Below are 23,859 nucleotides of genomic sequence, written 5' to 3'. Positions count from 1 at the left end.
TGCGCGTGACCTCTTCCGGCTTGTCGTGCGGAACCGTTGGCGTCCGGCATGCCCCGTGCGGGCGGCACGCCGGACGCACCCCAGCCTCGCTGGCCGGTCGCCTCAGGTCCAATAGAGGAAGGAGAACGGATTCAGTGCCGGCGCGACTGAATCACTCCCGCCGGCCGGACCGGACCTCACGACGTGCGGGACCTCAGGTACTCCTCCACGCCGGGCGCGCGGTGCGCGTCCTCCACCTTCACCAGGGCGCCTGCCGCCTTCGCGTCCGGCCGCAGCACATAGGTCTCCAGGCTCGCGGGCCGGGAGTTGTCGGAGAAGTCCTGCGGGCTGCCGAGTCCGGTGTCGGCCTTCTTCTGCGCCCGGTGCGCGGCGACCACGTCCTCCCGGGCGAGGCTGCCCGCCGCGCAGGCCTTCTTCAGGTCGGCGCCGGTCAGCTCGGCCGCGTTGTAGCCGGACAGAACCCCGGAGTCCACCGGAGAGCCCGGGAACTTCTTCTCGTAGGCGGCGACCATGCGCCGTATCCCCGGCAGGTCGGAGCTGACGGCCGGCGCCGCGCTCACCACGCTGAGCATGGCGTCCAGGGCGGCCCCCGCGGGCGTCTTCATGAGCTGCGGCGCGAACCCCGGTGCGCTGCTGACGATCGGCACGCGCAGCCCCCGGGAGGCCGCCACACCGGCCAGCGAGGCGGTCTGGGCGGGGCCGGCGCTGATCAGGATCGCCTTGACCTTCGCCTTGCGCAGCGCGGACACCTGCGCGGACAGGTCCGTGTCCGTCGCCTTGATCTTCTGGGCGACCACCTTCACACCGGCCCTGCCGGCCGCCCAGGTCGATCCCTGCAGGGCGTTGGCGCCGTAGTCGCCCTCGAAGTAGACGTGCCCGATGGTGTCGCCCCTGGCCAGCCCCTTGGTGCGGATGAGGAAGTCGACGGCGGCGAGCATGTCGACGTCGTAGGTGGTGCCCAGGACCTGGACGGAGTCCTTGCCGAGGAGGGAGGCGGCCCATGCCTGCGGGAAGGTCAGCAGGTGGTCGCGCTCGATGTCGTCGAGCAGCGCGGCGACCACCGGCGATCCGATGACCTGCGGCAGGGCGACCACGTCCGGGGCGATGTCGGCGTAGGAGGTCACCGCCTTCTGCACGTCGTAGCCGTGGTCCTTGACGACGATCTCGATCCGGCGTCCGCAGATGCCGCCCCTGTCGTTGGTCTCGTCGGCCCACATCTGCTGGGCCTGCACGATGCTCTTGCCGAGGGTGGCGTAGGGGCCGGTGAGGTCGGTGAGCGCGCCGAGCGTGATGGTCTTGTCGGTGACGCCGGGCCCGGTCTTGACGCCGTCGGCGCCGCTTCCGCCGTCCTGGCTCCCGGCCTTGGAACTGCAGCCGGTGCCCGCGAGCAGCAGGGCCAGGGCCGCGGCTGCGACGAGCTGGGAGGGGCGGTGTCTGTGGTGCGTGGTGGTCACGGGGTGTGCTCCCTGGGTCGTACGGCTTCGGCGGGTGGTCGGGGTGCGGTCGGGGCGGGGGGCGGGATACGGGGCCGGCGGCTGCGTGCGCGGTCCAGGGCGCGCCGGGTCAGGCCGTGCAGGCCGTCGGGTGCGAACAGCAGCACCAGGACGATCGCCGCGCCGTAGAGGTAGCGGCCCGCCTCGGTCGGGCCGACCGCGCCGTCTCCGGAGCCGGGAGCCGTCACCAGCGGCAACTGGTCGGCGTAGCGGGTCATCAGCAGGGGCAGCGCGGTCACGAACACGGCTCCCGCCGCGGCGCCGGCGACGGACCCGAGGCCGCCGAGCACGATCATGGCGAGGTAGTCGACGGACAGGGCCAGACCGAAGTAGTCGGGCACGACCCGGCGGAAGGCCAGCGCGAGCAGCACCCCGGCGAGTCCGGCGTACATCGAGGACGTGACGAAGGCGGCCGAACGGTAGCGGGCCACGTGCACGCCCATCACGGCGGCCGCGGTCTCGCTGTCGCGCAGCGCCGTCAGTGCCCGGCCCGGCCGGCCGCACAGGAGACCGCGGGCGGTGAACCAGGTGAGGGCGAACAGGGCCAGACCGAGGTACCACAGGCGTTCCTCGGCGCCGAACGGCACGCCCAGCAGGACGAGTTGGGGGTCGTCGGCGGTGAACCCGAAGCCGCCCAGGGTGAGCGGCGGCACCGAACGGCCGTTGAAGCCGCCGGTGACGGACTCCGCGGTGAGCAGGAGATGGTGGCCGAGGAAGACCAGGGCGAGCGTCGCGACGCCCAGGTAGATACCGCGCACCCGGCCCGCGACGGGACTGAACAGTCCGCCCGCCGCGCCGGCGAGGAGCACCGCGAGGACGGCGGCGAGCGCGGGCGGCAGCGCGGGCCCGGGTTCGCCCGCCAGCCACACATAGCCGTACGCGCCGACGGCCAGGAAGAAGGCGTGGCCGAGGGAGAGTTGGCCGGCGCTTCCGGTCAGCAGTCCGAGACCGACGGCGCCGATGGCGGCCGCCAGGGAGAACAGGCCGATCCGCAGCCAGAACACGTCGAGGTAGAAGGGCAGGGCGCCCAGGACCAGGACGGTCACGACCACCGCGGCCCGGCGCACCGCCGGCCGCCCGGACACGAGGTCAGACACGGACCGCTCCCTTCCCGCCGAACAGCCCGGCGGGCCGCACCAGGAGCACCAGCACCATCACGGCGTACGGCGCGACGTCGCCGAACCCCTCGCCGAGGACGTGCAGTTCGGTCTGGTAGCCGGCGACCAGCGCCTCGGTCACACCGATCAGGAGGCTGCCCGCGAGGGCGCCGCCCGGTGACCCCATGCCGCCGAGGATCGCCGCGGGGAACGCCTTCAGCGCGATCTGCCCGGTGGTCCGGTCCAGTCCGGGGGCCGGGAACGCGGCGAGGAAGACGGCGGCCAGGGCGGCCAGCGCGCCGGCCAGGCACCAGGCGAGGGTCCGCACGCGGGCCTGCCGTATGCCCATCAGGGCGGCCGCCTCCGGGTCCTCGGCCGACGCCCGCAGGGACAGGCCCCAGCCGGTGAACCGGAAGAGGGCGAAGACCGCGCCGATGACCACGGCCGACACCACGACGGCGGCGAGCCGGCTGTCGGCGACGGTCAGCGGACCGAGACGGCTCACCGAGTCGCCCCAGGGGTCGCCGAGGGACAGCAGGTCGCCGCCGATGCGCCGGGACAGGTCGGTCAGCAGGACGATGTCGACGCCGATGGTCACGATGGTCTGCACATGGGGGCCGTGCGCGTCCTGTTCGCCGCGCTGGAGCAGCAGCCGGTCCAGGGCCCCGGCCACGGCCGCGGTCGCCAGGGCGGCCACGGCGAGCGCCCCGGCGAAACCCAGGTCGTCGTGGAGGACCGCGGTGAGGTAGCCGCCGAGCAGGAGCAGGGAGCCGTGGGCGAAGTTCAGTACGCCGGACGCCTTGAAGATGACGACGAAGCCGAGGGCGACCAGCGCGTACACGCTGCCGAGGGCCAGGCCGTCGAGGAGGTTGTCGAGGACGCCGGTCATGCCACGTCCTTTCGTGGGGTCTCGGTGCCGAGGTAGGCGCGGAGCACCTCGGGGTCCTGGCGGACCTCGTCGGGGGTGCCGTGGGCGATGGGCCGGCCGAAGTCGAGGACGGTGACCTCGTCGGCGAGTCGCATGACGAGGCCCATGTCGTGCTCCACCAGCAGCACCGACAGGCCGAGCCGGGCGCGGACGTCCCGGACGACCTCGGCCGTGCGGGCCCGTTCGGCCGCGTTCATGCCGGCCACCGGTTCGTCCAGGAGCAGTACGGCGGGTTCCAGGCACAGGGCGCGGGCGAGCTCCACGCGTTTGCGGTCGCCGTACGACAGCAGGCTGACCGGCCTGTCGAAGTGCCGCTCCAAGCCGACGAGTTCGGCGATCTCCCGGGCCCGGACCAGGTGGTTCCGCTGTTCCCGTACGGCCCCCGGCAGCCGCAGCGCGCTCGCGGCGAAGCCGGCCCGGGACAGGGCGTGCCGGCCGAGCATCAGGTTGTCGGCGACCGTACCGCCGGTGGTGACGATGTTCTGGAAGGTCCGGGCCACGCCGAGGGCGGCGATCCGGTGCGGGGCGAGCCGGGTCAGCTCGTCGTCGCCGAGCCGCACCGTGCCGCCGGCCGGCCGGCACAGGCCCGACAGGACGTTGAAGCAGGTCGACTTGCCGGCTCCGTTGGGCCCGATCAGGGCGTGCACCGAGCCCGGCGCGACGGTGAAGGACACCGCGTCGAGCGCGGTGAGGCCGGCGAAACGCACGGTGACGTCCTGGACCCGCAGCACGGGCGGCGGGCCGGTACGGCCGGTCCGGGGGTGACCGGCGCGGAGGCGCGGGCTGTTCACGCGGCCCCCTGTCCGGGGAGGGGCGGGTGGTCGGCGGGGGTGTTTCCCGCCTCCCCGGTCTCGCCTGTCTCCTCGCCGAGGTAGAGGCGGCGGACCGCGTCCGTGCGGGCGAGTTCGTCCGCGGGCCCGGACAGCCTGACCTCGCCGACCTCCAGGACGTAGGCGTGGTCGGCGAGGGAGAGCGCCATGCCGGCGTTCTGTTCCACCAGCAGGACGGCGGTGCCCTGGGCGTTGATCTCGCGGATCACCTCGGCGATCCGGTACACCATCTGCGGGGCGAGGCCGAGCGACGGCTCGTCGAGCAGCAGCAGGCGCGGCGCCGCCATCAGGGCCCGGCCGATGGCCAGCATCTGCTGTTCGCCGCCCGACAGCAGGCCGGCCGCCTGCCGGGTGCGTTCGGCGAGCCGGGGGAACAGGGTGAACACCCGGTCCCGGGACTCGCGGACCAGTGCGGGGCCGCGCCGGCCGAGACCTAGTCCGCCACTGCGCAGGTTCTCCTCGACCGTGAGCCCGGCGAACACGCGCCTGCCCTCGGGGACCTGGACGACTCCGGCCCGTACGGCGGCGACCGGATCCCGGCCGTCGAGCACCGTGTCGCCGTAGCGGACCCGGCCGGCCGTGACACTGCCACGGTGCAGGCGCAGCGTGCCGGAGACCGCCCGCAGGAGGGTCGTCTTGCCGGCGCCGTTCGCGCCGAGCAGGGTGACGACACCCCCGTGCGGGACGGTCAGGGACACCGACCGGAGGGCGGACAGGGCACGGCCGTAGGTCACGTCGAGACCCTCGACGTGCAGGGCGGACTCGTCGTCCGGTGGTCTTGCGGGCATCGCGGCTCCTCGGGGCCGTGCCGGCGGGCTCGGCGCGTCGGGGGAAGGGACGCTCACGACAACACGGACGCCGGGCACCGGTACAGGTCCCACGGCGGGCTCGCTGCGCCGTCCCAACCCGGACCCGGCGGGTCTGTGCGGCCGCCCAAGGGGCTGGTGAGGGCGGGCGGACGGGCCCCGCCACCGCGGCGGTCGGGCGGAGGGCGCGCCGGGCAGCGGCCGCCCGACGGCCCGGGCCGCGTGGACGGGAGCGGACCCGTCGCACGACGGCAGAGGTGGGCGGTGTCGAAGAGGGGGAGGTGGCCGGGGTCAGTGGGGCAGCAGGCGGTGGGCTGTCAGGGCGAGGCTGATCTCCACGACGTCCGAAGGGCGGGCCAGCGAGCGCCCGGTCAGCTGCTCGCAGCGGCGCAGCCGGTTCAGGACCGTGTTGCGGTGGCAGTAGAGCCGTTCCCCGGCCCGCTGCGCCGATCCGTCGCAGGCCAGCCACATGGCCAGGGTGTCCAGCAACACCTCCCGGTCGGCGGGTTCCAGCGCCAGCAGCGGGCCGAGGACCCGGTCGGCGAGGGCACTGCCCAGTTCGGGGCGCGACACCACCAGGGCCGCGGGGAGGTGATCGGTGAGGACGACGGTGCCGCCGTCCCCGGGGCAGATGCTCAGGGCCGTGTCCGCGAGCCTGCGGGCCTCGCCGACCGCGGCCAGCCCCTCCACGACGCTGCCGACGCCGATCCGGGTGCCCGCAGCCAGGCCGGCCGGGCCGGGCTGCGGTCTGGGCGGGTCGCCGCCGCCCGCGAGGACGATCCCGTAGTCCACCTCGACGCCGGTGTGCCAGTGCACGCGTCCACCGTCCGCGACGACCGCGGCCCTGGCGCCCGCGCACCCCGCAGGGTGGCCGCCGGCGATCGCGACGACGACGTAGCGGCCCTGTTCGGGCAGGTCCAGCACCTCGGCCGCCTCGGGCAGGTCGGCGATGCGGCTGGTGCCGTCGAGCAGGGCGGCGGCCAGCAGCCGTACCCGGTTCTCGCGCCGCCAGGCCAGCTGCCGTTCGACCTGCCGGTAGGCGTCCGCGACGAGGGTGCAGTGCTCGTCGACGAAGTTCCACACGTCGGCGGCCACATGGACGAGGAGGCGTACGTCCTCGGGAGCCGTCCGGGAGATCTCCTCGACCAGCCCCTGCCACACCAGCGAGCCGCCCAGCCGGAAGGCGTGCAGCAGGGCGTCCAGCGGCAGCCCCTGTTCGGCGCGTGTGGCGCCGATCTTCCACGAGCAGCGGCGGGCGGCGTCCCGCGCGCCACGCGGGTCGAGCAGCGAGGTCACGCTGTACCGCAGCGACCGGTGCACCTCCTGCCAGGTGCCGGCGGTGTCGTTCTCCACCGCCGCGCGGTAGGCGGGTTCCTGTTCCTGGAGGACGGCCAGCAGCCGGTCGGTGAGCTCCGGCAGGTCCTGGAGGAGCACGCGGGCCGCCCGGTGCAGCACCCGCAGGGCGTCCGCGTCGATCAGCGACCGCACGCGCCGTGTCCGCGGCTGCGGCACGGGCGCCGGTCCGAGGCGGATCGCTGTTCGTGACCGTACGGCGGGATGCATCGCGGTCCTCCCAAGCTCGGCTTCGCGGTGGTGCCCCGGCGCGGGCCGTGTACGGCGCCCGGTCGGCCGCGTGTGCCCGCGCGGTGCCCGCCACCTGAGTCGTCCTGCCCCGAAGGATGACATACCGTCCGGTCGGTCCCTAGGGTTGTGCAGCGGTCTTTTCGGCCTGCTCGACCATGCGGGCCAGTTCCATCCGGGACCTGACCCCGAGCACGGCGAAGATGTTCCGCAGGTGGTAGTCGACCGTGCGGGTGCTCACGGCCAGGCTCAGGGCCACCTCCCGGTTGGTGGCGCCCTGGGCGACGTACCGCGCGATCCGCTGTTGCTGCGGGGTCAGCCGGCGCAGCGAGCCCGCGTCCGTCGCGCGCGGAGCGGTGCCGTTCGCCCGGAGCTCGGCCCGTGCCTGCTCCGCCCACACGGCCGCCCCGCACCGTTCGAAGCCGACGAGTGCGGCCCCGAGGTGGCCACGGGCCTCGCGCAGCCGGCGGCGGCGCCGCAGCCACCTGCCGTACAGCAGGGCGGTCCGGGCCCGTTCGAAGTTGCCGCCCGCCACCTCGTGCAGCGCCAGCGCCCGCGCGTACAGGGCGCCGGCCCGGTCCGGCTCGGCCAGCAGGGCCGCGCAGCGGGCGAGTTGGGCGGGGGCCCGCGGGTCGGCGCCGCACTCCGCCCACGCCGCGAAGTCCGCCACGACCGTCAGGGCGTCGCCGGGCCGGCCGGCGAGCACCGCGGCCTCCACGAAGCAGGGCGCCGCGAGCATCCAGACCGCGAAGTGACCGCGGCCGGGGCCGGGGCGCACCTCGGGCCCGAGCCGGTCGGCGGCGTCGACGGGACGGCCGCGGCCCAGGTCGAAGCGGGCCGCCGCCCACACGGCCAGGGTGGCCGCCTGGGCCAGCCCGTGCCGCCGGGCGGTGGCCAGCGCGGCCGTCACCTGCTCCGCGACGACGTCCGTGCGTCCCTCGATCGACGCCGCCAGCGCCAGCACCGCGTGGTGATGCGCCGCCGTGTTCCGCTGCCCGGTGGCGTACGCGGCACGCAGTCCCTCCTCTGCGTGCGTGCGGGCCTGCGCGTGCCGGCCGGCCCGCAGCTCCGCGTAGGCCAGGTACTCCAGGGCCTGCGGTACCAGGACGGCCGATCCCCTGGCGCGGGCCGCCGCGAGCGCGTGTGCCCCAAACCGGCGGGCGGCGCCGATCCGCCCGAGCACCAGCGCCGCGGACGCCGACCGGAGCAGCCGCTCGGGGTCGTCCTCGCCGCCGGCGCGGCTCACGACCCGTCCGAGTGGGCCGGCCGCCCGGGCCGACTGTCCTTCCAGCACGGCCCGCATACCGAGGCGGTAGTCCCGTACGGCGTCGGGTTCGGCCCGCGCGGGACTGCCGGCGGCGTTCTCACTCACGCCCGCGGCCCCCGCCGGGGGCGTCCCGGGGATGCCGCCCGACGCGTCCGCGGCGGGAACGGTTACGGCCGGAAGGGCCACCGGGGCGGCCCCCGGGCCGGCCGGGGTGGCCGACCCGCTCCGCTCCCCCGGGCCGCGCGCGCCGCCCTCGCCCAGCGCGGTGAGGCACGCCTCGCGGTCGCCCGCCGACCAGGCCGCGTCGCCGGCCGCGAGCCTGGCGAGGGCGGCCAGGCGGTGGGTGTCGGCATCGGTGCCGGTGTCGAGGAGGTGCGCGGCGAGCAGGAGGGAGGCGTGGGCGTCGGCGACCGGGCCGTCGCGCAACTCCGCCCGGCCCCGCACCAGTTCGGCGCGGCCGTGCACCGCGGCCGGAGCGGCACAGGTGCGGGCCGCCGCGAGCAGCCGCAGCGCCCGGTGCGGGCGCCCCGCGAGCAGCGCCTGTTCGGCCGCGGCCGTGTACCGCTCGGCCCGGGCCGCGCCGTCCGCCGTCAGCTCCGCGGCACGGGCGAAGGCCGCCGAGCGCAGCCGGTGCGGGGCCGCGGCCCTCTCGTCGGCCGCCGCGGCCGCCAGTTCGGCCGCCGGCCGGGCGGCGGGGCCCGACAGGGACCAGGCCCGGTGCAGCAGCGCGGGCAGTTCCTCCCCCCGTGCCCGCAGCAGGTGCGCGAGCGCGCGGTGCGCGCGCCGCCGCCGGTCCGGGGCCGCCCCCGCGTACACGGCCCTGCGAAGAAGCCGGCTGGTGAAGCGGAGCCGTCCGCCGTCGAGGCTCAGCCCGTGGCACAGCGACCCGGAGCCGGCGCCGGGCACGGCGCCTGCTGTCATCAACCCGGCTGCCCGCAGGACGAGTTCCGCGTCGATGTCCGTGTCCTCCGTGTCCCGGAGCGCCGCGGCCGCCGTCAGCGGCACGTCGTCCCGGGCGGGCGCGAGCGCGCCGAGGGGCTCGCCCAGCACGCTCGCCAGCGTGTCGGCGTCGGCCGGCGGGGACGGCAGCGCCCGCCCGCCGCGCAGTTGTGCGGACGACAGCCCGCGTACGAGGGCCTGGAGCAGCGCCGGATTGCCCTCGGCCTCCTCCACCAGGGCGTCCCGGACGCCCGGGGCGATGGTGTCGCCCGTGGCCTGGTCCAGCAGGGCGGCGGCCCGGGACGGGCCGAGCGGCTCCAGTTCGGCCACCGGCAGACCGGTGAACTCGGCGTCCGGACGGCCGTGTCGGGCGACGGAGAGGATCAGGCCCACGCGTCCGGCCGTGTGGAGGCGGTCGGCCACGTGCCGCAGCACGGCGCGCGAGGAGGGGTCCCAGCGGTGCGCGTCGTCGACGCAGACCAGCAGGGGGGCTTCGGCGGCGGCCGTCCGCAGTGCCGCGAGCACGTCGTCCGCTCTCGCCCCGGACCCGGGCGGGTCGGCCGGCGGGTCTCCGGTGAGGACGGCCACCGCTCGGGCCAGCGCGCGTATCCCGTCGTACGGCCGGCCGTACCCGGGCCGCTCGCACCTGGTCCGCAGCACGGGCCCGGCCGTGCAGCGACGCGCGGTCTCGTCGAGCAGTGCCGTTCGGCCGAGGCCCGGTTCGCCGGTGAGCACGAGGACCGCGCTGCCGGTCCTCATCCGGTCCAGCAGTTCGGTCACGGCCCGTCGTGGCGTGTCGTCGCCGGGCGTCCGGGATGTCGCCTGCGGTTCGGTCCTGTGGGGGGTCATTCCGCGACGTTACGCGCGCGTAACGCGACCCGGAAGCCGTGCGTCCGCGGGGCCGGGGTGACCGACCGGCATGCCACCAGCGTCTTCGCCGGCCCGGCGGCGGTACGGCTTGTGCCGCCGCCCAGTCCGGGCGGCCCCGGGCCGTGCGCCGGCACAACGCGGACGGCGGTCGCGCACCCGCGCGACCGCCTCGCTGGGTGCCGGCGCCTGTCGGGCCGGTGGGGTCAGGACGTGTGCGGGCAGTTGCCCCGGTACTCGTCGATCGTCAGGCTCGGCCGCGGCAACGGGCACAGGAACTGCTCGTAGCGGGTGTCGTTGTCGATGAACCGCTTGAGCCAGGACACGCTGTACTTCGCGATCGTCGTGTTCGAGGAGTTGGGGGTGAAGTGGGTGGCGTTGTTCAGCTCCAGGTAGGCACGGTCGAGGGAGCTGGGCAGGCTGGTGTAGAAGGGCTCGGCGTGGCCGGCGACGGGGGCGATCGTGTCGCCGTCGGCGCCGAAGATGAGCGTGGGGGTGCTGACCTCGGGCCAGGTCTTGTCCGTGTTCCACGGGGTCAGGGGAATCGCGGCCTGGAGGGAGGGACGCGACTTCGCGGCCTCCAGGGTGCCGCCGCCGCCCATCGAGTGCCCCATGACGCCGAGCCGGCTGCCGTCGACGCGGCCGCGCACCGAGCTGCGGTCGGTGAGGTAGTCCAGGGCGGCCAGAAGCTGACGGCCGCGTGAGTCCGGTTGGTCGAGCGTGGTGAGGGTGTCGATGGTGAAGACGACGAAGCCCTGGGACGCCAGGCGCGGGCCCAGCCAGGAGATGGACGACTGGGTGCCGGTGTAGCCGGGTGCGACGGCGACGGCGCCGAAGGTTCCGTCGCTCGTGCTGGTCGGGTAGTAGACGGTCCCTCCGCCGAACCCGGTGACGGCGGCGGAGGAGACGGCCGTCTGGGACACGGCGTAGGGGCCGCGCTGTGCCTCGATGCTCGCGGTGGTGGGGGCCGGGCCGCGCTCGTACGGGTTGTCCGCCGCGTGGGCGCCGGGGCTCACGAGGGTGCCGAGGCCGGCGGCCGCGGCGAGCGCTGTCACCAGGGCCGCGAGACGGCCCGGACGGCCTCGGCGGGGTGTGGCCGGCGAGGGGCCGGTGGGACGCACGGTGCTGGAGTGCCGGGGGGCAACGCCGGGGTGTGGGGGTCGCACGACGAGTCGTCCTCTCTGTCGTGGCTGAGCGGCCCGGCCGGGAGCAGTGCACGGGGGCGCGGTACACATCCGTGAACTCGGCCGGGAGCCGCCGCCGTTGGGCTGGCGGTGCCACTGTGGGCGCCCGGGCGCCCTCATGGGACCGGCAATCTCACCGGTCTCCGGCGCGGGCCGGGTGCGTGGGCCGGCGGACGCGCGTGTGTCAGCGAGCCGTGACCTGTTCTTCACGCACCCCTCACCCATGAACTGCCGCCGCCGGAGCACCCGGGAACCCCCGGACCGGTCGAGAGGTGTGTCGTGGTCGTCGTCGCCGTTCTCCTGCTCCCCCTGCTCGCCGCGCTGCTGATGGTCACGGACCGTCTGGAGGACCGCCTCCTCGCCCCCGGGTCCGAGCGGCGCAGGCACGCCGTCCACAAGCGGCATCTGCGCCTGATCCGGGGCGGCCGCGCCGACGCGGCACCCGGACCGGAGCAGCAGGACGATGACAAGGCAGGCGACGCGTCCGCGGACCACGGCGTCCGGCGGCACCGGGCGGCCTGAGCCGCGGCGACGTACGACCGCGGGCCCCCGCCACCGGCGCAGGGGCCTGGTCCGCTTGCCGTGCCCGGGGTGACCGCGAACCGGGCGCGTGTGAAACGCTGCGGGGCGGACGGCCCTGACGGTGACGGCCGCCCACGGACTCGGCGGCGGGGAAGGCGGCGGCATGCGCATCGGACTGCTCGGCACCGGGCCCTGGGCCCGGATGGCTCACGCACCCGCTCTGAGCGAGCACCCGGAGGTGGACTTCGCCGGTGTGTGGGGCCGCCGCCCGGAGGCCGCCGGGGAACTGGCCGAACGGCACGGCACCCGCTCCTACGACGAGGCCGACGCCCTGTTCGCCGACGTCGACGCCGTCGCCGTCGCCCTGCCCCCGGCGGTCCAGGCCGGTCTCGCGGCCCGCGCCGCGCGGGCCGGCTGCCATCTGCTGCTCGACAAGCCCCTCGCCCCGACCGTCGCGCAGGCGCGGCCCGTGGTCGAGGCGGTGCGGCGGAGCGGGGTGGCGTCGGTGGTGTTCTTCACCACCCGTTTCCAGCCGGAGGCCGAGGCGTGGATCGCCGAACAGGCGGCCCGTCCGGGCTGGTTCACCGCCCGGGCGCAGTGGCTGGGTTCGGTGTTCGCCGGCGACAGCCCCTTCGCGGACTCACCCTGGCGGCAGGAGTGCGGGGCGCTGTGGGACGTGGGTCCGCACGCGCTGTCGGTGCTCCTGCCGGTGCTGGGTGACGTGCGACGGGTGGCGGCCGCCGCGCGGGGCCCGCGGGACACCGTCCATCTCGTCCTCGATCACGACGGTGGCGCGTACAGCACGCTCACCCTCAGTCTGACGGCTCCGCCGGCTGCGGCCGGCGTCGCCGTCGAGCTGCGCGGTGAGGCCGGGGTGACCCTGCTCCCGGAGCGTGCGCAGGGCGCCGTACCGGCCCTGATGCGGGCCGTGGACGCACTGAGTGCGGCCGCCCGTGGAGGACGGCCGCACTCGTGTGACGCCGCGTTCGGTATGCGCGTCACGGAGATCCTCGCCTGCGCGGATCTCGCCCTGAACGGCGAGGCCGGCTGAGGCGGGTGCCTCAGGCGTGGCGGTGGGAACGACGGTTCCCGGTGACGACCCGGTAGAGCACGAGCAGGATCAGCGAACCGACGATCGCGGCGATCCAGGTCGACAGGTCGAAGAAACCGTCGATGGAGTCGACTCCGAAGATCACCTTGCCCAGCCAGCCTCCGAGGAGGCCGCCGACGATACCGATCAGCATGGTGACGATGATTCCGCCCGGGTCCTTGCCGGGCAGCAGCAGCTTGGCGATGGCACCGGCCAGCAGGCCGATCAGAATCCAGGCGATGATGCCCACGTCTCCTCCTCGAACATCTGGAATTGCGTTCACAAGCCGAATGCGCCGAGACGGCGAAGATAAACCTCAAATAAGAGAAGCGGCGGGTCAGAGGCGGGGCGGTCCCGTGCTTCGGGCCGCCGCCGTTCGTCTCGGACGGCCCGCGCCGCGCCGGTCCCGGGGCCCGGCGCGCACCGGCCCGGCGGCCCCCGCGGGTGGGCCCGGTGCCGCGACGGGCGACGTTCGTCCCGTCGCGGCCCCGGCGGCCGCCCTATACGGCGCCGGACGGCCGGAAGTTGACGCGTTCCCTCACCACCGGGTAGCCGGCCCGGGCGAACTGGGTGGCCATCGGGATGTTGCCCCGGTCGGTGGCGCCGGCGACGAACTCCGCGCCGTGCTCCACGAGGAAGTGGGTGCACTCCGCGAGGAGGTCATAGGCGTAGCCGTGTCCCCGCTGGTGCGGCAGCACCCCGATGAAGGCGACGCAGGGCCCCGAGGGATTGTGCGCGGGGATGTGGATGCCGACCGGGTCTCCGGCCGGGGTGCGCGCGACCTGCCACCACTCCCGTGGCGAGGGGCACCAGTTGAAGAAGTCGAGCTCCTCCCGGGCGGCCTGTTCGACCCCGCCCTGCTCGATCGCGGCGAGCGCGTGGGCGTCCAGTGTGGCGGAGTGGATGCGGCGCAGCGCGTCGAGGAACACCGCGTCGTCCGGCTCCGGGGCGAAGACCAGGCGTCCGGGCCGTTCGGGCAGGCCGCACCCGGGAGTCCACCGGTAGAGGTGGCGTTCCACGAGGAGTCGGTGCCCGGCGGCCCGCAGGGCGGCGAAGCGGGTGTCCGCGGCGGCACGCAGGGACAGGTCCTCGCGCCAGCCGGCCGGCAGGTTCATCTCGACCTCCACCTGCCAGGGCGCGGAGCGCAGAAGTTCGGCGCCCGCCTCCTGCTCCCCCTCCGCCACGTCGAACCAGTTGAGCACGAGCGGTTCGGTGTCGTCGGGGCCGCCCCACCAGGCGCCGCGCGCGACGACGCGGCCGTCGCGCAGCGCGACCCGCTTCCAGTCGGGGCGGTGCCGGGTGGTGCGGTGCGCCGTACGGGCGTCCAGCGGGTCGGGCAGGGTGTCGAAGAGTGAGACGTCGCTCGCGTCGAGCGCGCGGATGACCAGATCGGTCACGGGTTCCTCCGGGATGCGTACTGCGGGGGCGCTCCCGGTCAGGTGATCGTGCACGCCGGGTCGACGGGAGGGGAGCGCGGGAACGAGGGGAACGGCACGGCACTCGCCTCCTTCCGTCGGTCTGGGGCGTGGCCTCACACCCTAGGGTCGCCTGCCGGACCGCGTCCACCGCTTGACGAACGCGTACGGCGACCGATCAACGAGCGGGCACGGCAACGCTGTTGACGATGACGTCAACGGGCGGGAGGTGCCGCGCCGTCGGCGAAGGCACCGTCGCCCCCGAAGGCCAGCGCGGCGAAGCGCTCACCGATCCGGCGGTGGGCGGCGGCGTCCGGGTGGAGCTGGTCGGGCAGCGGCAGTTCGGCGAACTCCCGCTCGCCGTACAGCTCGCGCCCGTCGAGGTGGTGCAGGTGGGGGTCCTCGGCCGCCCGCTGCCGGACGATCCGGGACAGCTCCTCCCGGATGACACCCAGGGTGAGTTTCCCGCTCGCCTTCTCCGCCGGGTCGCCCATGGCCACGAACTTCAGCTGTCCGTCGCCGAGGCCGGTGAGGTCCGGGGCGCTCGGGCCGGGTGTGTCCTCGTGGATAGGGCACAGGATCGGTGAGACGACCAACAGGGGTGTGTCGGGGTGGCCTTCGCGGATGGTGTCGAGGAACCCGTGGACGGCGGGGCCGAAGGCGCGCAGGCGCATCACGTCGGCGTTGACCAGGTTGATGCCGATCTTGACGCTGATCAGGTCCGCGGGGGTGTCCCGCAGGGCGCGGGCGGTGAACGGGTCGAGCAGGGCGCTGCCGCCGAGGCCCAGGTTGATCAGGTCCACGCCGCCGAGGGAGGCGGCGAGCGCGGGCCAGGTCGCGGTGGGGCCCACCGCGTCGGAGCCGTGGCTGATCGAGCTGCCGTGGTGCAGCCACACCCGGCGGCCTGACTCCGGCGCGGGTTCGACAGGGGCGTCGGTGCGCAGGGCGACGAGTTCGGTGGTCTCGTTGTGCGGGAGCCAGATCTCGATGTCCTTGACGCCCTCCGGCAGGCCGGTGAAGCGGAGGGTGCCGGGCGGGCCCGGCCTGCGCTCCGTGGCCCCGGTCCTCATGTCGACGGTCAGGGTGTGGCCGCCCGTCACCGCGGCCCGGCCGGCCAGGCGGCCGTCGACGAGCAGGTCGTACTGGCCGTCGGGACGGGGCGGGGCACCGGCGTAGACCCGTTTGGTGGGGATGGTGTCCAGTTCGAGGGCGGTGGCCCGGGTGCGGAAGACCAGCCGTACGCCGGAGGGCTGGGACTCGGCCGTGGCGAGCTGCGCGTCGGCGCACTGGGCGCGGGCCCGGGCGGGCAGCCGGTGCGGGAGTATGCCGTGCTCGGTGTGCTCCACGTCGAGCGCTCCGCGCAGGAGGTCGGCGGTGAGGGGCGTGGTGATCCAGTCGTCCTTGGTGTGCATGGCCTCAACCTGTCGATCGGAGTGTTTCGGGGCCGGGTCCGCTCCGGCCGGCCGCTGCGGGCCGCGGGCCGCACGGGCCGTCGTGGAGGCGGACCACGGCCGGTACGGGGCCGGTCAGGCCGCGGGCGGCCAGGTGCGCAGGAGGGCGTCGAGCGCGTCGAGGATTCTCGACCAGCTCTCCTGCGAGTCGGGCGCGCTGTGGCTGAACCCGCCGCCGAGTTCCAGGCTGACGTAGCCGTGGAAGACGCTGCCCAGCAGCCGGACGGCGTGCGTCTGGTCGGGCTCGGTCAGGTCGTAGCCGCGCAGGATCGCCCGCGCCATCTGCGCGTGTCTGCCGCCGGCGCCGGCCGCGGCCGCGGCGGGGTCGAGCCGCAGCCGGGTCGCGGCGTAGCGGCCCGGGTGGTCGCGGGCGTAGTCGCGGTAGACGTTGCCGAGGGCGGCCAGGGCGTCCTTGCCGGCCCGGCCGGCCAGCGCGGCGGCGCCCCGGTCGGCGAGTTCCTCCAGGGCGAGCAGGGCGATCCGCGTCCTGAGGTCCTGGGAGTTCCTGACGTGCGAGTAGAGACTCGCCACCTTGACGTCGAACCGCCGGGCGAGTGCCGAGATGGCCACCTGGTCGAAGCCGACCTCGTCGGCCAGCTCCGCGCCCGCCCGGACCAGGCGTTCCGTGGTCAGCCCCACGCGTGCCATCGTCGTCCTCCCTGTCGGCGGTCTCGATTATGCGCTTGCCTAAAGGTGTTAGGCAAACACGATAGTGACTTAGGCAGCTCCCCGCGTGCGGCCACCGGTCGGCCGTAGCAGCGTGGAGGGGTGAGCAGAGAGCGCGGCGGAGCGGCGGTGCGCGACCGCGACCGGCAGAGCTGGCTGCGCGGCGCGCCGCCGCCGGTGTGGATCCGGGCGCTGCCCGTCGCCCTCCTGCTGGGCGTGTGCACCGCCACGCTGGCCTGGGGACACCGGCTCGACATCGGGTTCCTGCTGGGTTCGATCCCGCCGCTGGCCGTCCTGTCGTACGGGGTCGCCGGAACCGCCGTGCTGGGCGGCCTGGTCGTGGCCGTGCTGACCGTTCCCCTCTTCCACCTGAACGATCCCGGCGACACCGACCTGCTCACCGTCTGTTTCGTCGCGGCCCTGAGCGTCGGGGTCTCCTTCGTCCGCAGCCGCCGGGACGCCCAGCTGGTCACCGAACGCGCGGTCGCGGAGGCCGCGCAGCGAGCCGTCCTGCCGCCCCTTCCCGACCGGGTGGGGGCGGTGCGCTGTGCGGGCCTGTACCGGGCGGCGCAACGCGGGACGCTGGTCGGCGGCGACTTCTTCGAGGTGCGCGAAGGCCCGCACGGCGTACGGGTGGTCATGGGCGACGTGCGGGGCCACGGTCTGGCCGCCGTCGCGACGGTCGCCGCACTGCTGGGGGCGTTCCGGGAGGCGGTGCTCGACCAGCCGGACCCCGAGTCGGTGGCCGAGCGCCTCGACCGCAGGCTCGTGGTGGACTCCGCGGACGCACGGCACTCCGAACTGTTCGCCACCGCCGTGCTGCTCGACTTCTCCCCCGACGCCGACACGGTACGGATCGTCTCCTGCGGGCACCCGGCGCCGGTCCTGCTGCGCCGGGGCACGGCCGTGACGCTGGAGGTCCCGCCGTGCGTCCCGCTGGGCCTCGGCCTGTCCGACGTCCGGCCGGCCACCGGACGCACCGTGCGGCTGCGCCCCGGGGACCGCCTCTTCCTGGCGTCGGACGGCGTCGGGGAGGCCCGGGACGGCAACGGCGTGTTCTACCCCCTCACCGAGCGGCTCGCCCGTCTCGCCGGCGAGGTCGGCGCGGGCGGCGGGGGCGGCGGGGGCGGCGAGGGCGACGGGGGCGGCGAGGTCGACGGGGGCGACGGGGGCGGCGACGGTCCGGACGGGCTCGCCGAGCGGGTGTGGACGGACCTGGTCCGCTACAGCGCGGCCCTGGACGACGACGTCACGATGCTCGTCCTGAGGCCCGCGGTTCGGCTGCGTCACTGACGCCCGCCGGCTCCGCGCTCTCGCCCTCCGCGTCGATGTGCGGCAGGACCCTGTCGAGCCAACGCGGTGTCCACCAGGCGCGCGGCCCGAGCAGGGTCATCACCGCCGGCACCATCAGCAGGCGGACGACGGTGGCGTCGATGAGGACACTCACGGCGAGCCCCAGCCCCATCATCTTGATCACGATGTTGTCGCTCACGATGAAGGCGGCGAAGACACTCACCATGATCAGTGCCGCGCAGGTGATGACCCGGGCGGTGATCTCCAGGGCGTGGGCGACCGACGCCTTGGCGTCGCCGGTGCGCGTCCACGCCTCGTGCACGCGGGAGAGCAGGAAGATCTCGTAGTCCATGCTCAGCCCGAAGATGATCGCGAACATCATCATCGGGACGTAGCTCTCGATGGGCACCTTGCCGTTGACGCCGAGCGCGGGACCGCCCCAGCCCCACTGGAAGACGGCCACGACCACGCCGTAGGACGCGGCGATCGACAGCACGTTGAGCACGGCGGCCTTGACGGCGACGAGCAGCCCGCGGAAGACGGCGAGGATGATCAGGAAGGCCAGGGCGACGACCACACCGATGATCAGCGGCAGCCGGCTCGCGACGATGTCCCGGAAGTCGACCTGCGCGGCCGTGGTCCCGGTGACATAGCCCTTGGCACCCGTACCGGCGACCGCGGCGGGCAGCGTGTCGTCGACCAGCCGGTTCGTCAGGTCCGTGGTGGCGGCGCTCTGCGGGGACCGCTTGGAGTAGACGGTGGAGATCAGCAGGTCCCCGTCCTGGGTCGGCGTCAGCGGGGTGACCTTCGCGGCGCCCGCCACCGCGTCGAGCGTCTTCTGGGCCTGGGAGGAGAGCGTGGAGCGCTGCGAGGAGGACGCCGAGGTCTGGTCGATGACGACGGTGAGCGGGCCGTTGGAGCCGGGTCCGAAGGCGTTGGTCATCAGGTCGTAGGCCCGCCGGTCGGTGAAGGACGTGGGATCGGCGCCGTCACCGATGTGGCCGAGCTGGATGGAGAAGACGGGGATGGCGAGGATCACGACGGTCGTCACGCCCGCGGCCAGGTAGCGCCACGGCCGCCGCTCGACCCGCTGGGCGTAGCGGTGCCAGGTCCCGTGGGCCGGCTCGCCCTCGGCGGCGTCCGTCTCGGCGACGGGCCGGCGCACCCGGAAGCGGTCGATCCGGCGGCCGATGAGACCCAGCAGGGCGGGTACGAGGGTCAGCGCGCCCAGCACGGCGGAGACGACGGTGACCGCGGCGGCGAGACCGAGCTTGCCGATGAAGGACACACCGGAGGCGTACAGGCCGGCCAGGGCGATGATCACCGTGCAGCCGGAGACGAGCACCGCGCGGCCGCTGGTGGCGGTGGCCTGGCCCGCCGAGCGCACCGGATCCCTGCCGTTCATGAGGTTCTGCCGGTGACGGGTGATCAGGAACAGCGCGTAGTCGATGCCGACGCCGAGTCCGATCATCGTGGCCAGGGTCGGCGAGACGGTGGCGAAGGTGAACGCGGCGGCGAGCAGCCCGAGCCCGGCGAGTCCGCAGATGACGCTGATCAGGGCGGTCACCAGGGGCAGGCCGGCGGCGATGACGCTGCCGAAGCCGATCAGCAGGACGACGATCGCCACGGCGAAGCCGATGAGTTCGCTGACCCGGTCGTCGGCGGCGGGCCGCGCCAGTTCGCCGAGGGGTCCGCCGTACTCGACGTCGGCGCCCGCCGAGCGGAGTGGCTTCACGGAGTCGTCCACACCGTGCAGGTAGCCGTCGCCCAGGGTCGAGGGCTGCACGTCGAAACGGACCGTGATGTAGGCGGTCTTGCCGTCGGTGGACAGCGGTCCCACGTTCGGCGAGGACTGCGAGGACTGGGATGAAGACGAAGAAGACGACGAAGACGAAGACGCTGCCGTCAGCGGGTTCTGGGCCGACAGGACGTGCGGCAGCTTCTGCAGGTCCGTGACCGTGGTGGACATCTGCGAGCTCAGCGAGGTGAGCTGTTTCTGTCCGTCGTGCAGGACGATCTGGCTGCTGTAGCCGCCGGCGGCCGGGTCGTGCTGCTTGAGGATGTCCAGGCCCTGCTGGGACTGCACGCCGGGCAGGGAGAAGTTGTCGGAATAGGTGCCGCCGAAGGCGCGGTTGACGACCTGCAGCGCGACCAGCGCGACCAGCCAGGCCACGATGACGATCACGAAGTGCCGGGCGCACCACTCGCCCAGTCGTCGCAGTCCCCCCGGAGTCTCGTTCCCCCCGCCCCCTGTGCCGCCGCGGGTGGGTGACATGGCCCTCGTTTTCCCTGTCGGCCGAGTCGCTCGATATCCCCATTAGACGCCCGCCGGGTCGTCCGGGCATCCCGGCGCGGAGCCGGGGCCAGGGGAGGGTTACGCCCCGCCCGGGGACGGCACTCCGGCCCTGCGCGGCACCGGCCGTCCCGCCCGCGGGACGTCTCGGGATGCACGCCGCGCTCGGGCGTTGAATGGTGATAGCGGACCCGATGACCGCACCGGGCCCGAAGACCGACCCGGATCCGAGGAGCAGACCATGCCGACGTCACAGCCCGAAGAGTCCGGGCCGCCCGAGGACCGTGCCACCCCGGACGCCCTGCTCCACACCCGTACCGGCACCGATGTGTCACCGGAGGACCTGGTGCTCGCCTCCGGCAAGGACCTCACCCCGGAGAGCCTGGAATGGGCCAGGCGCAAGCTGGAGGCGGAGGGGCCCGCCGCCCTCGACAAGATCCTGCCCTGACCGACCCGTCCGCGCGGCCTCCGGCGCCCCCGTCACGGTGCGGGGGTCGCGCGGTCCGGTCAGCCGCGCTCAGTCCCCGTCCCCGGGTTCCAGGCAGACGACCGGGACCTGTTGGACCAGGTTGTTGGCGAACCCGCCCCGGTTCCAGGGCTGTCGCAGCGGCTGGCGGTGTCCCTCCGCGTCGGTGGCCCGCGCGGAGAGCACGTGCTCCCCGGGCCGCGCCGTCCACGCGAACCGCCAGCGCCGCCAGGCCCACCGGTGTCCGCCGTCCGGCTCCAGTCGGGCCTCGTGCCAGGTGCGGCCCGCGTCCGTGCTGACCTCGGCCCGCACCACCGGTGCCGCGCCCGACCAGGCCCGTCCCTCCAGCGTCACCGGACCCGGCCGTACGACCCTCGTCCGGGACATGAAGTCCGGGAAGCCCGGCGGGACGAGCAGGGCGCGCGGCGCGATCCGCGTGACCGGCTCGCCCTCCTCCCCGGGGTGCTGCCGCAGCCGGTAGGCGACGGTCTGCTGGAAGCCGGTGAAGGGGGCGTCCGTGACGGTCACCGTGCGCAGCCACTTCACGTGCGCCATGCCGTACCAGCCGGGGACCACCAGGCGCAGCGGGCTGCCGTGCTGCGGTGGCAGCGGGGCACCGTTCATCTCGTCGGCCACCAGCACCTCGGGCTCGGTGCCCGTGGCCACCCGGACGGGCAGGGAGCGCTGGTAGTCCTGTTCGACGCCGCGCTCCACCCCGTGGTCGGCGCCGGTGAACACCACGTCGACCGCGTCCGGTTCCAGGCCGGCCTCCGCGAGCAGCAGCCGCAGCGGAACGCCGGTCCACTCCGCGGTCCCGACGGCCTCCACCAGCCAGGGCTGGCTGACCGGGCGGGGGCTGAGCAGGGCCCGCCCGTTGCCGGCGCACTCCATCGTCACCCGCGTGGTGACCCGGGGGAACGCCCGCAGGCCGGCCGCGTCCAGGTGCAGCGGGCGGCGCACCCGGCCGTCGACGGTCAGCGGCCACGGCGAGCCCTCGGGGACGTACGGCATGTCGTAGTGCGTCAGGACGTAGTGCAGGCCGGGCGGGGTGAGGTCGTAGCGCAACGCCTCCAGCGGGAGGCCGTGGTTGCGGGCGGCGAGCGCCAGTTCGTCCCGGCCGATGCCCTCGTCGGGGGCGGCCAGCCGTGCGGGAGTGCTCGCGTCACCGAGTCGAGGACCCATGCCCCCAGTATCGCGCCGCGCCCCCTGTCCCGTCAGGGCACGGGCGACACGGAGGCGTCCCGGGGACGAGTGCGGGCGACAGGGAGCCTGCCCGGGGACGGGCACGGGCGACACCGAGCCGACCGGGGAGGGGCACGAGCGCACCGGGGTCTCTGGCGGGCGGGCACGGACGACACAGAGCCGGCCCGGGGCCCGGAAGCGGCCCGGGGACGGGCACGGGCGACACCGAGCCGGCCGGGGACGGGCACGGGCGGACCCGGGTCTCTCGCGGCGGGTGCGGGAGACCCCGGAGGGATCTCACGGACGTCCGTCCGGTGTGATCGGCGGCGCCGGAACGCAAGCCGTGGCCGGTGGTTGCCGGTTCACTCTTCCGGAGTGGGCCCCACGGCTGACAGACTCCTGCAGTGCCCGACTTCGACATGCTCGTCCTCGGATCCGGTCCGGGTGGCCAGAAGGCCGCCATCGCCGCGGCCAAACTGGGTCGCCGGGTGGCCGTCATCGACCGCCCCGACATGGTCGGCGGGGTCTCCATCCACACCGGGACCATCCCCTCCAAGACCCTGCGGGAGGCGGTGCTCTATCTCACCGGCCTGACCCAGCGCGACCTCTACGGCCAGAGTTACCGGCTCAAGGAGGACATCACCGTCGCCGACCTGACCGCCCGCACCCAGCACGTGGTCGGCCGCGAGGTGGACGTCATCCGCAGCCAGCTCTCCCGCAACCACGTGTCCCTGTACGGCGGTACGGGACGCTTCGTCGACGACCACACCATCGCCCTGCGCGAGATCAGCGGCCAGGAACGGCAGTTGAGCGCCGAGCACATCGTCATCGCGACCGGCACCCGGCCGGCGCGGCCCGACAGCGTCGAGTTCGACGACCGCACGATCATGGACTCGGACAACGTCCTGGCCCTCGAACGGGTGCCGCGTTCCATGGTCATCGTCGGGGCCGGCGTGATCGGCATGGAGTACGCCTCCATGTTCGCCGCGCTCGGCAGCAAGGTCACCGTGGTGGAGAAGCGGGCCGGGATGCTCGACATGTGTGACGTCGAGGTCATCGAGTCGCTCAAGTACCACCTGCGGGACCTCGCCGTGACGTTCCGCTTCGGCGAGACGGTCGCCGCGGTCGAGCGGCACGCCCGCGGCACGCTCACCGTCCTGGCGAGCGGCAAGAAGATACCGGCCGACGCCGTGATGTACTCCGCCGGCCGGCAGGGCCTGACCGACGACCTCGACCTCGACAAGGCGGGCCTGTCCGCCGACCCGCGCGGCCGCATCACGGTCGACGAGCACTACCGCACGCAGGTGCCGCACATCTACGCCGTCGGCGACGTCATCGGGTTCCCGGCGCTGGCCGCGACCTCGATGGAGCAGGGGCGTTCGGCGGCGTACCACGCCTGCGGGGAGCCCGTCGGGCAGATGCACAACCTCCAGCCCATCGGCATCTACACCATCCCGGAGATCAGCTTCGTGGGCCGGACCGAGGACCAGCTCACCGACGACCGGGTGCCGTTCGAGGTGGGCATCTCCCGCTACCGCGAGCTGGCCCGCGGGCAGATCATCGGCGACTCGCACGGCATGCTGAAACTGCTGGTCTCCCCCGAGGACCGCACGCTGCTCGGCGTGCACTGCTTCGGCACCGGCGCGACCGAGCTCATCCACATCGGGCAGTCCGTGATGGGCTGTGGCGGCACGGTCGACTACCTGGTCGACGCGGTGTTCAACTACCCGACGCTGGCGGAGTCGTACAAGGTCGCGGCCCTGGACGCCACCAACAAGCTCCGCCAGATCGACCACATCGCGGACTGAGCGGACGGACGCGAACGGCGCCCGCCATCGCGGCTACGGGACCCGGCGGGCCCCGCGCTCACACCGGTCACCGCCCGGCCCGCCGCCCGTTTCGGGAGCGGCGGACCGGGCGTCGGCCGGGCCGAGTCCTCAGGGGGTGCCCGGATCGTCCTCCGGAAGCCAGGTGTCGTCCTCGACGACGTGCACGGCGGCCTCCTCGGCGCCGGCGGCGCCCCCGTCGATACCCACGTCGGCGGCGACGGCCTCCTTCGTGGTGTCGGCGTGCGCGCCCTCGTCCGGGGCGACCAGACGGCCCGCGCGGTCCGCGCCCGCCTCCGGGTCGACGCGCTCGCCCTCGCCCCCGGCCAGGTCGCCGATGCCGTCCCCGGCCGCCACCCCGGCGTCGGGGACCTCCTGGGCGAGCCGCTCGTCGAGGGTCTCGCCCTCCTGCTGCTCGGCGGCCGTGACGCCGTGCCTGGTGACGCCCAGTGGCTTCTCCGGCGGCGAGTAGCCCTCGTCGAGGATGTCGTCGTAGTTCCGCTCGTCGACGGCGTCCTGAAGGTCGAGCGGCGCCGCGTCCTCCTGCTCCTCGTTGCTGCCGGTGGGCTGGTAAGCGTCGTCGGCCATCGGCTCGGTGCCCATGGGCTGCCTCCCTCACGCTGCGCGGATCGTGTGTCTGCGGTGTCCTGATGCGCGTTTCCC

Annotated in this window: 20 protein-coding genes; 5 read left to right on the top strand and 15 right to left on the bottom strand. The window is 74.5% G+C overall.

Annotation, left to right across the window (positions count from 1 at the left end; translation table 11 throughout):
• Positions 1-176 precede the first annotated feature (176 nt).
• From AC07AZ_RS34970 to bdeA, 8 genes are all read right to left on the bottom strand, one after another.
• Positions 177-1,454 carry an ABC transporter substrate-binding protein gene (locus AC07AZ_RS34970; protein ID WP_478854775.1) on the bottom strand — a complete coding sequence of 426 codons (1,278 nt, stop codon included), beginning with the start codon at positions 1,452-1,454 and terminating at the stop codon, positions 177-179.
• On the bottom strand, positions 1,451-2,578 hold the full coding sequence (locus AC07AZ_RS34965) for a branched-chain amino acid ABC transporter permease (protein WP_478854789.1): 1,128 nt from the start codon (positions 2,576-2,578) through the stop codon (positions 1,451-1,453). The genes AC07AZ_RS34970 and AC07AZ_RS34965 overlap by 4 nt, the downstream gene beginning before the upstream one ends.
• Positions 2,579-2,582: 4 nt before the next feature.
• Positions 2,583-3,479: a branched-chain amino acid ABC transporter permease gene (locus AC07AZ_RS34960; RefSeq protein WP_478854774.1), complete on the bottom strand. Its 897-nt coding sequence runs from the start codon at positions 3,477-3,479 to the stop codon at positions 2,583-2,585.
• Positions 3,476-4,309: an ABC transporter ATP-binding protein gene (locus tag AC07AZ_RS34955; RefSeq protein WP_478854773.1), complete on the bottom strand. Its 834-nt coding sequence runs from the start codon at positions 4,307-4,309 to the stop codon at positions 3,476-3,478. The genes AC07AZ_RS34960 and AC07AZ_RS34955 overlap by 4 nt, the downstream gene beginning before the upstream one ends.
• Complete coding sequence (locus AC07AZ_RS34950) at positions 4,306-5,136, bottom strand: ABC transporter ATP-binding protein (protein WP_478854772.1); 831 nt, start codon at positions 5,134-5,136, stop codon at positions 4,306-4,308. Before AC07AZ_RS34950 ends, AC07AZ_RS34955 begins: the two co-directional genes overlap by 4 nt.
• Before the next feature lie 309 nt (positions 5,137-5,445).
• Positions 5,446-6,717: an RsbRD N-terminal domain-containing protein gene (locus AC07AZ_RS34945; protein ID WP_478854771.1), complete on the bottom strand. Its 1,272-nt coding sequence runs from the start codon at positions 6,715-6,717 to the stop codon at positions 5,446-5,448.
• A 139-nt stretch (positions 6,718-6,856) separates the two neighbouring features.
• Entirely contained in the window at positions 6,857-9,790 is a 2,934-nt protein-coding gene (locus tag AC07AZ_RS34940; RefSeq protein WP_478854770.1) for a helix-turn-helix transcriptional regulator, read from the bottom strand.
• A gap of 224 nt (positions 9,791-10,014) precedes the next feature.
• Positions 10,015-10,974 (bottom strand): bis(hydroxyethyl) terephthalate hydrolase, encoded by a 960-nt coding sequence (bdeA, locus tag AC07AZ_RS34935; protein ID WP_478854769.1) that lies wholly within the window; start codon positions 10,972-10,974, stop codon positions 10,015-10,017.
• A 297-nt stretch (positions 10,975-11,271) separates the two neighbouring features.
• Between bdeA and AC07AZ_RS34930 the strand changes: the two genes are divergently transcribed.
• Both AC07AZ_RS34930 and AC07AZ_RS34925 read left to right on the top strand, forming a co-directional pair.
• Positions 11,272-11,514, top strand: coding sequence for a hypothetical protein (locus tag AC07AZ_RS34930; RefSeq protein ID WP_478854768.1), 243 nt, complete (start codon positions 11,272-11,274; stop codon positions 11,512-11,514).
• A gap of 163 nt (positions 11,515-11,677) precedes the next feature.
• Entirely contained in the window at positions 11,678-12,565 is an 888-nt protein-coding gene (locus tag AC07AZ_RS34925) for a Gfo/Idh/MocA family protein (RefSeq protein ID WP_478854767.1), read from the top strand.
• A gap of 10 nt (positions 12,566-12,575) precedes the next feature.
• Here the strand turns inward: AC07AZ_RS34925 and AC07AZ_RS34920 are convergent, their stop codons facing one another.
• The 4 genes from AC07AZ_RS34920 to AC07AZ_RS34905 form a co-directional block, all read right to left on the bottom strand.
• On the bottom strand, positions 12,576-12,854 hold the full coding sequence (locus AC07AZ_RS34920; protein ID WP_478854766.1) for a GlsB/YeaQ/YmgE family stress response membrane protein: 279 nt from the start codon (positions 12,852-12,854) through the stop codon (positions 12,576-12,578).
• A 250-nt stretch (positions 12,855-13,104) separates the two neighbouring features.
• Positions 13,105-14,001, bottom strand: coding sequence for an N-acetyltransferase (locus AC07AZ_RS34915; RefSeq protein WP_478854765.1), 897 nt, complete (start codon positions 13,999-14,001; stop codon positions 13,105-13,107).
• 233 nt (positions 14,002-14,234) lie between these two features.
• Complete coding sequence (locus tag AC07AZ_RS34910) at positions 14,235-15,431, bottom strand: GDSL-type esterase/lipase family protein (RefSeq protein ID WP_478854764.1); 1,197 nt, start codon at positions 15,429-15,431, stop codon at positions 14,235-14,237.
• A 114-nt stretch (positions 15,432-15,545) separates the two neighbouring features.
• On the bottom strand, positions 15,546-16,118 hold the full coding sequence (locus AC07AZ_RS34905; RefSeq protein WP_478854763.1) for a TetR/AcrR family transcriptional regulator: 573 nt from the start codon (positions 16,116-16,118) through the stop codon (positions 15,546-15,548).
• 120 nt (positions 16,119-16,238) lie between these two features.
• Between AC07AZ_RS34905 and AC07AZ_RS34900 the strand changes: the two genes are divergently transcribed.
• Entirely contained in the window at positions 16,239-17,429 is a 1,191-nt protein-coding gene (locus tag AC07AZ_RS34900; RefSeq protein WP_478854762.1) for a PP2C family protein-serine/threonine phosphatase, read from the top strand.
• On the opposite strand, the gene AC07AZ_RS34895 is transcribed toward AC07AZ_RS34900, so the two are convergent.
• Positions 17,386-19,704, bottom strand: coding sequence for an MMPL family transporter (locus AC07AZ_RS34895; protein ID WP_478854761.1), 2,319 nt, complete (start codon positions 19,702-19,704; stop codon positions 17,386-17,388). The two genes, AC07AZ_RS34900 and AC07AZ_RS34895, sit on opposite strands and share 44 nt — an antisense overlap.
• Positions 19,705-19,963: 259 nt before the next feature.
• Here AC07AZ_RS34895 and AC07AZ_RS34890 point away from each other — a divergent pair, with 259 nt between their 5' ends.
• On the top strand, positions 19,964-20,170 hold the full coding sequence (locus tag AC07AZ_RS34890) for a hypothetical protein (RefSeq protein ID WP_478854760.1): 207 nt from the start codon (positions 19,964-19,966) through the stop codon (positions 20,168-20,170).
• 69 nt (positions 20,171-20,239) lie between these two features.
• Here the strand turns inward: AC07AZ_RS34890 and AC07AZ_RS34885 are convergent, their stop codons facing one another.
• A complete protein-coding gene (locus tag AC07AZ_RS34885) occupies positions 20,240-21,370 on the bottom strand; it encodes a sulfite oxidase (protein WP_478854759.1) in 1,131 nt (376 codons plus the stop codon).
• A gap of 404 nt (positions 21,371-21,774) precedes the next feature.
• On the opposite strand from AC07AZ_RS34885, the gene sthA reads away from it, so the two are divergent.
• Positions 21,775-23,178 (top strand): Si-specific NAD(P)(+) transhydrogenase, encoded by a 1,404-nt coding sequence (sthA, locus tag AC07AZ_RS34880; protein ID WP_478854758.1) that lies wholly within the window; start codon positions 21,775-21,777, stop codon positions 23,176-23,178.
• Positions 23,179-23,307: 129 nt separating this feature from the next.
• On the opposite strand, the gene AC07AZ_RS34875 is transcribed toward sthA, so the two are convergent.
• Positions 23,308-23,799, bottom strand: a complete 492-nt coding sequence (locus AC07AZ_RS34875) for a DUF5709 domain-containing protein (protein WP_478854757.1) — start codon at positions 23,797-23,799, stop codon at positions 23,308-23,310.
• Positions 23,800-23,859: the final 60 nt, after the last annotated feature.

The sequence above is a fragment of the Streptomyces sp. NPDC043878 genome, from assembly GCF_056435735.1.
Note: the sequence above shows the minus strand (reverse complement) of the source record. Positions and strands in the feature narration are given on the sequence as shown.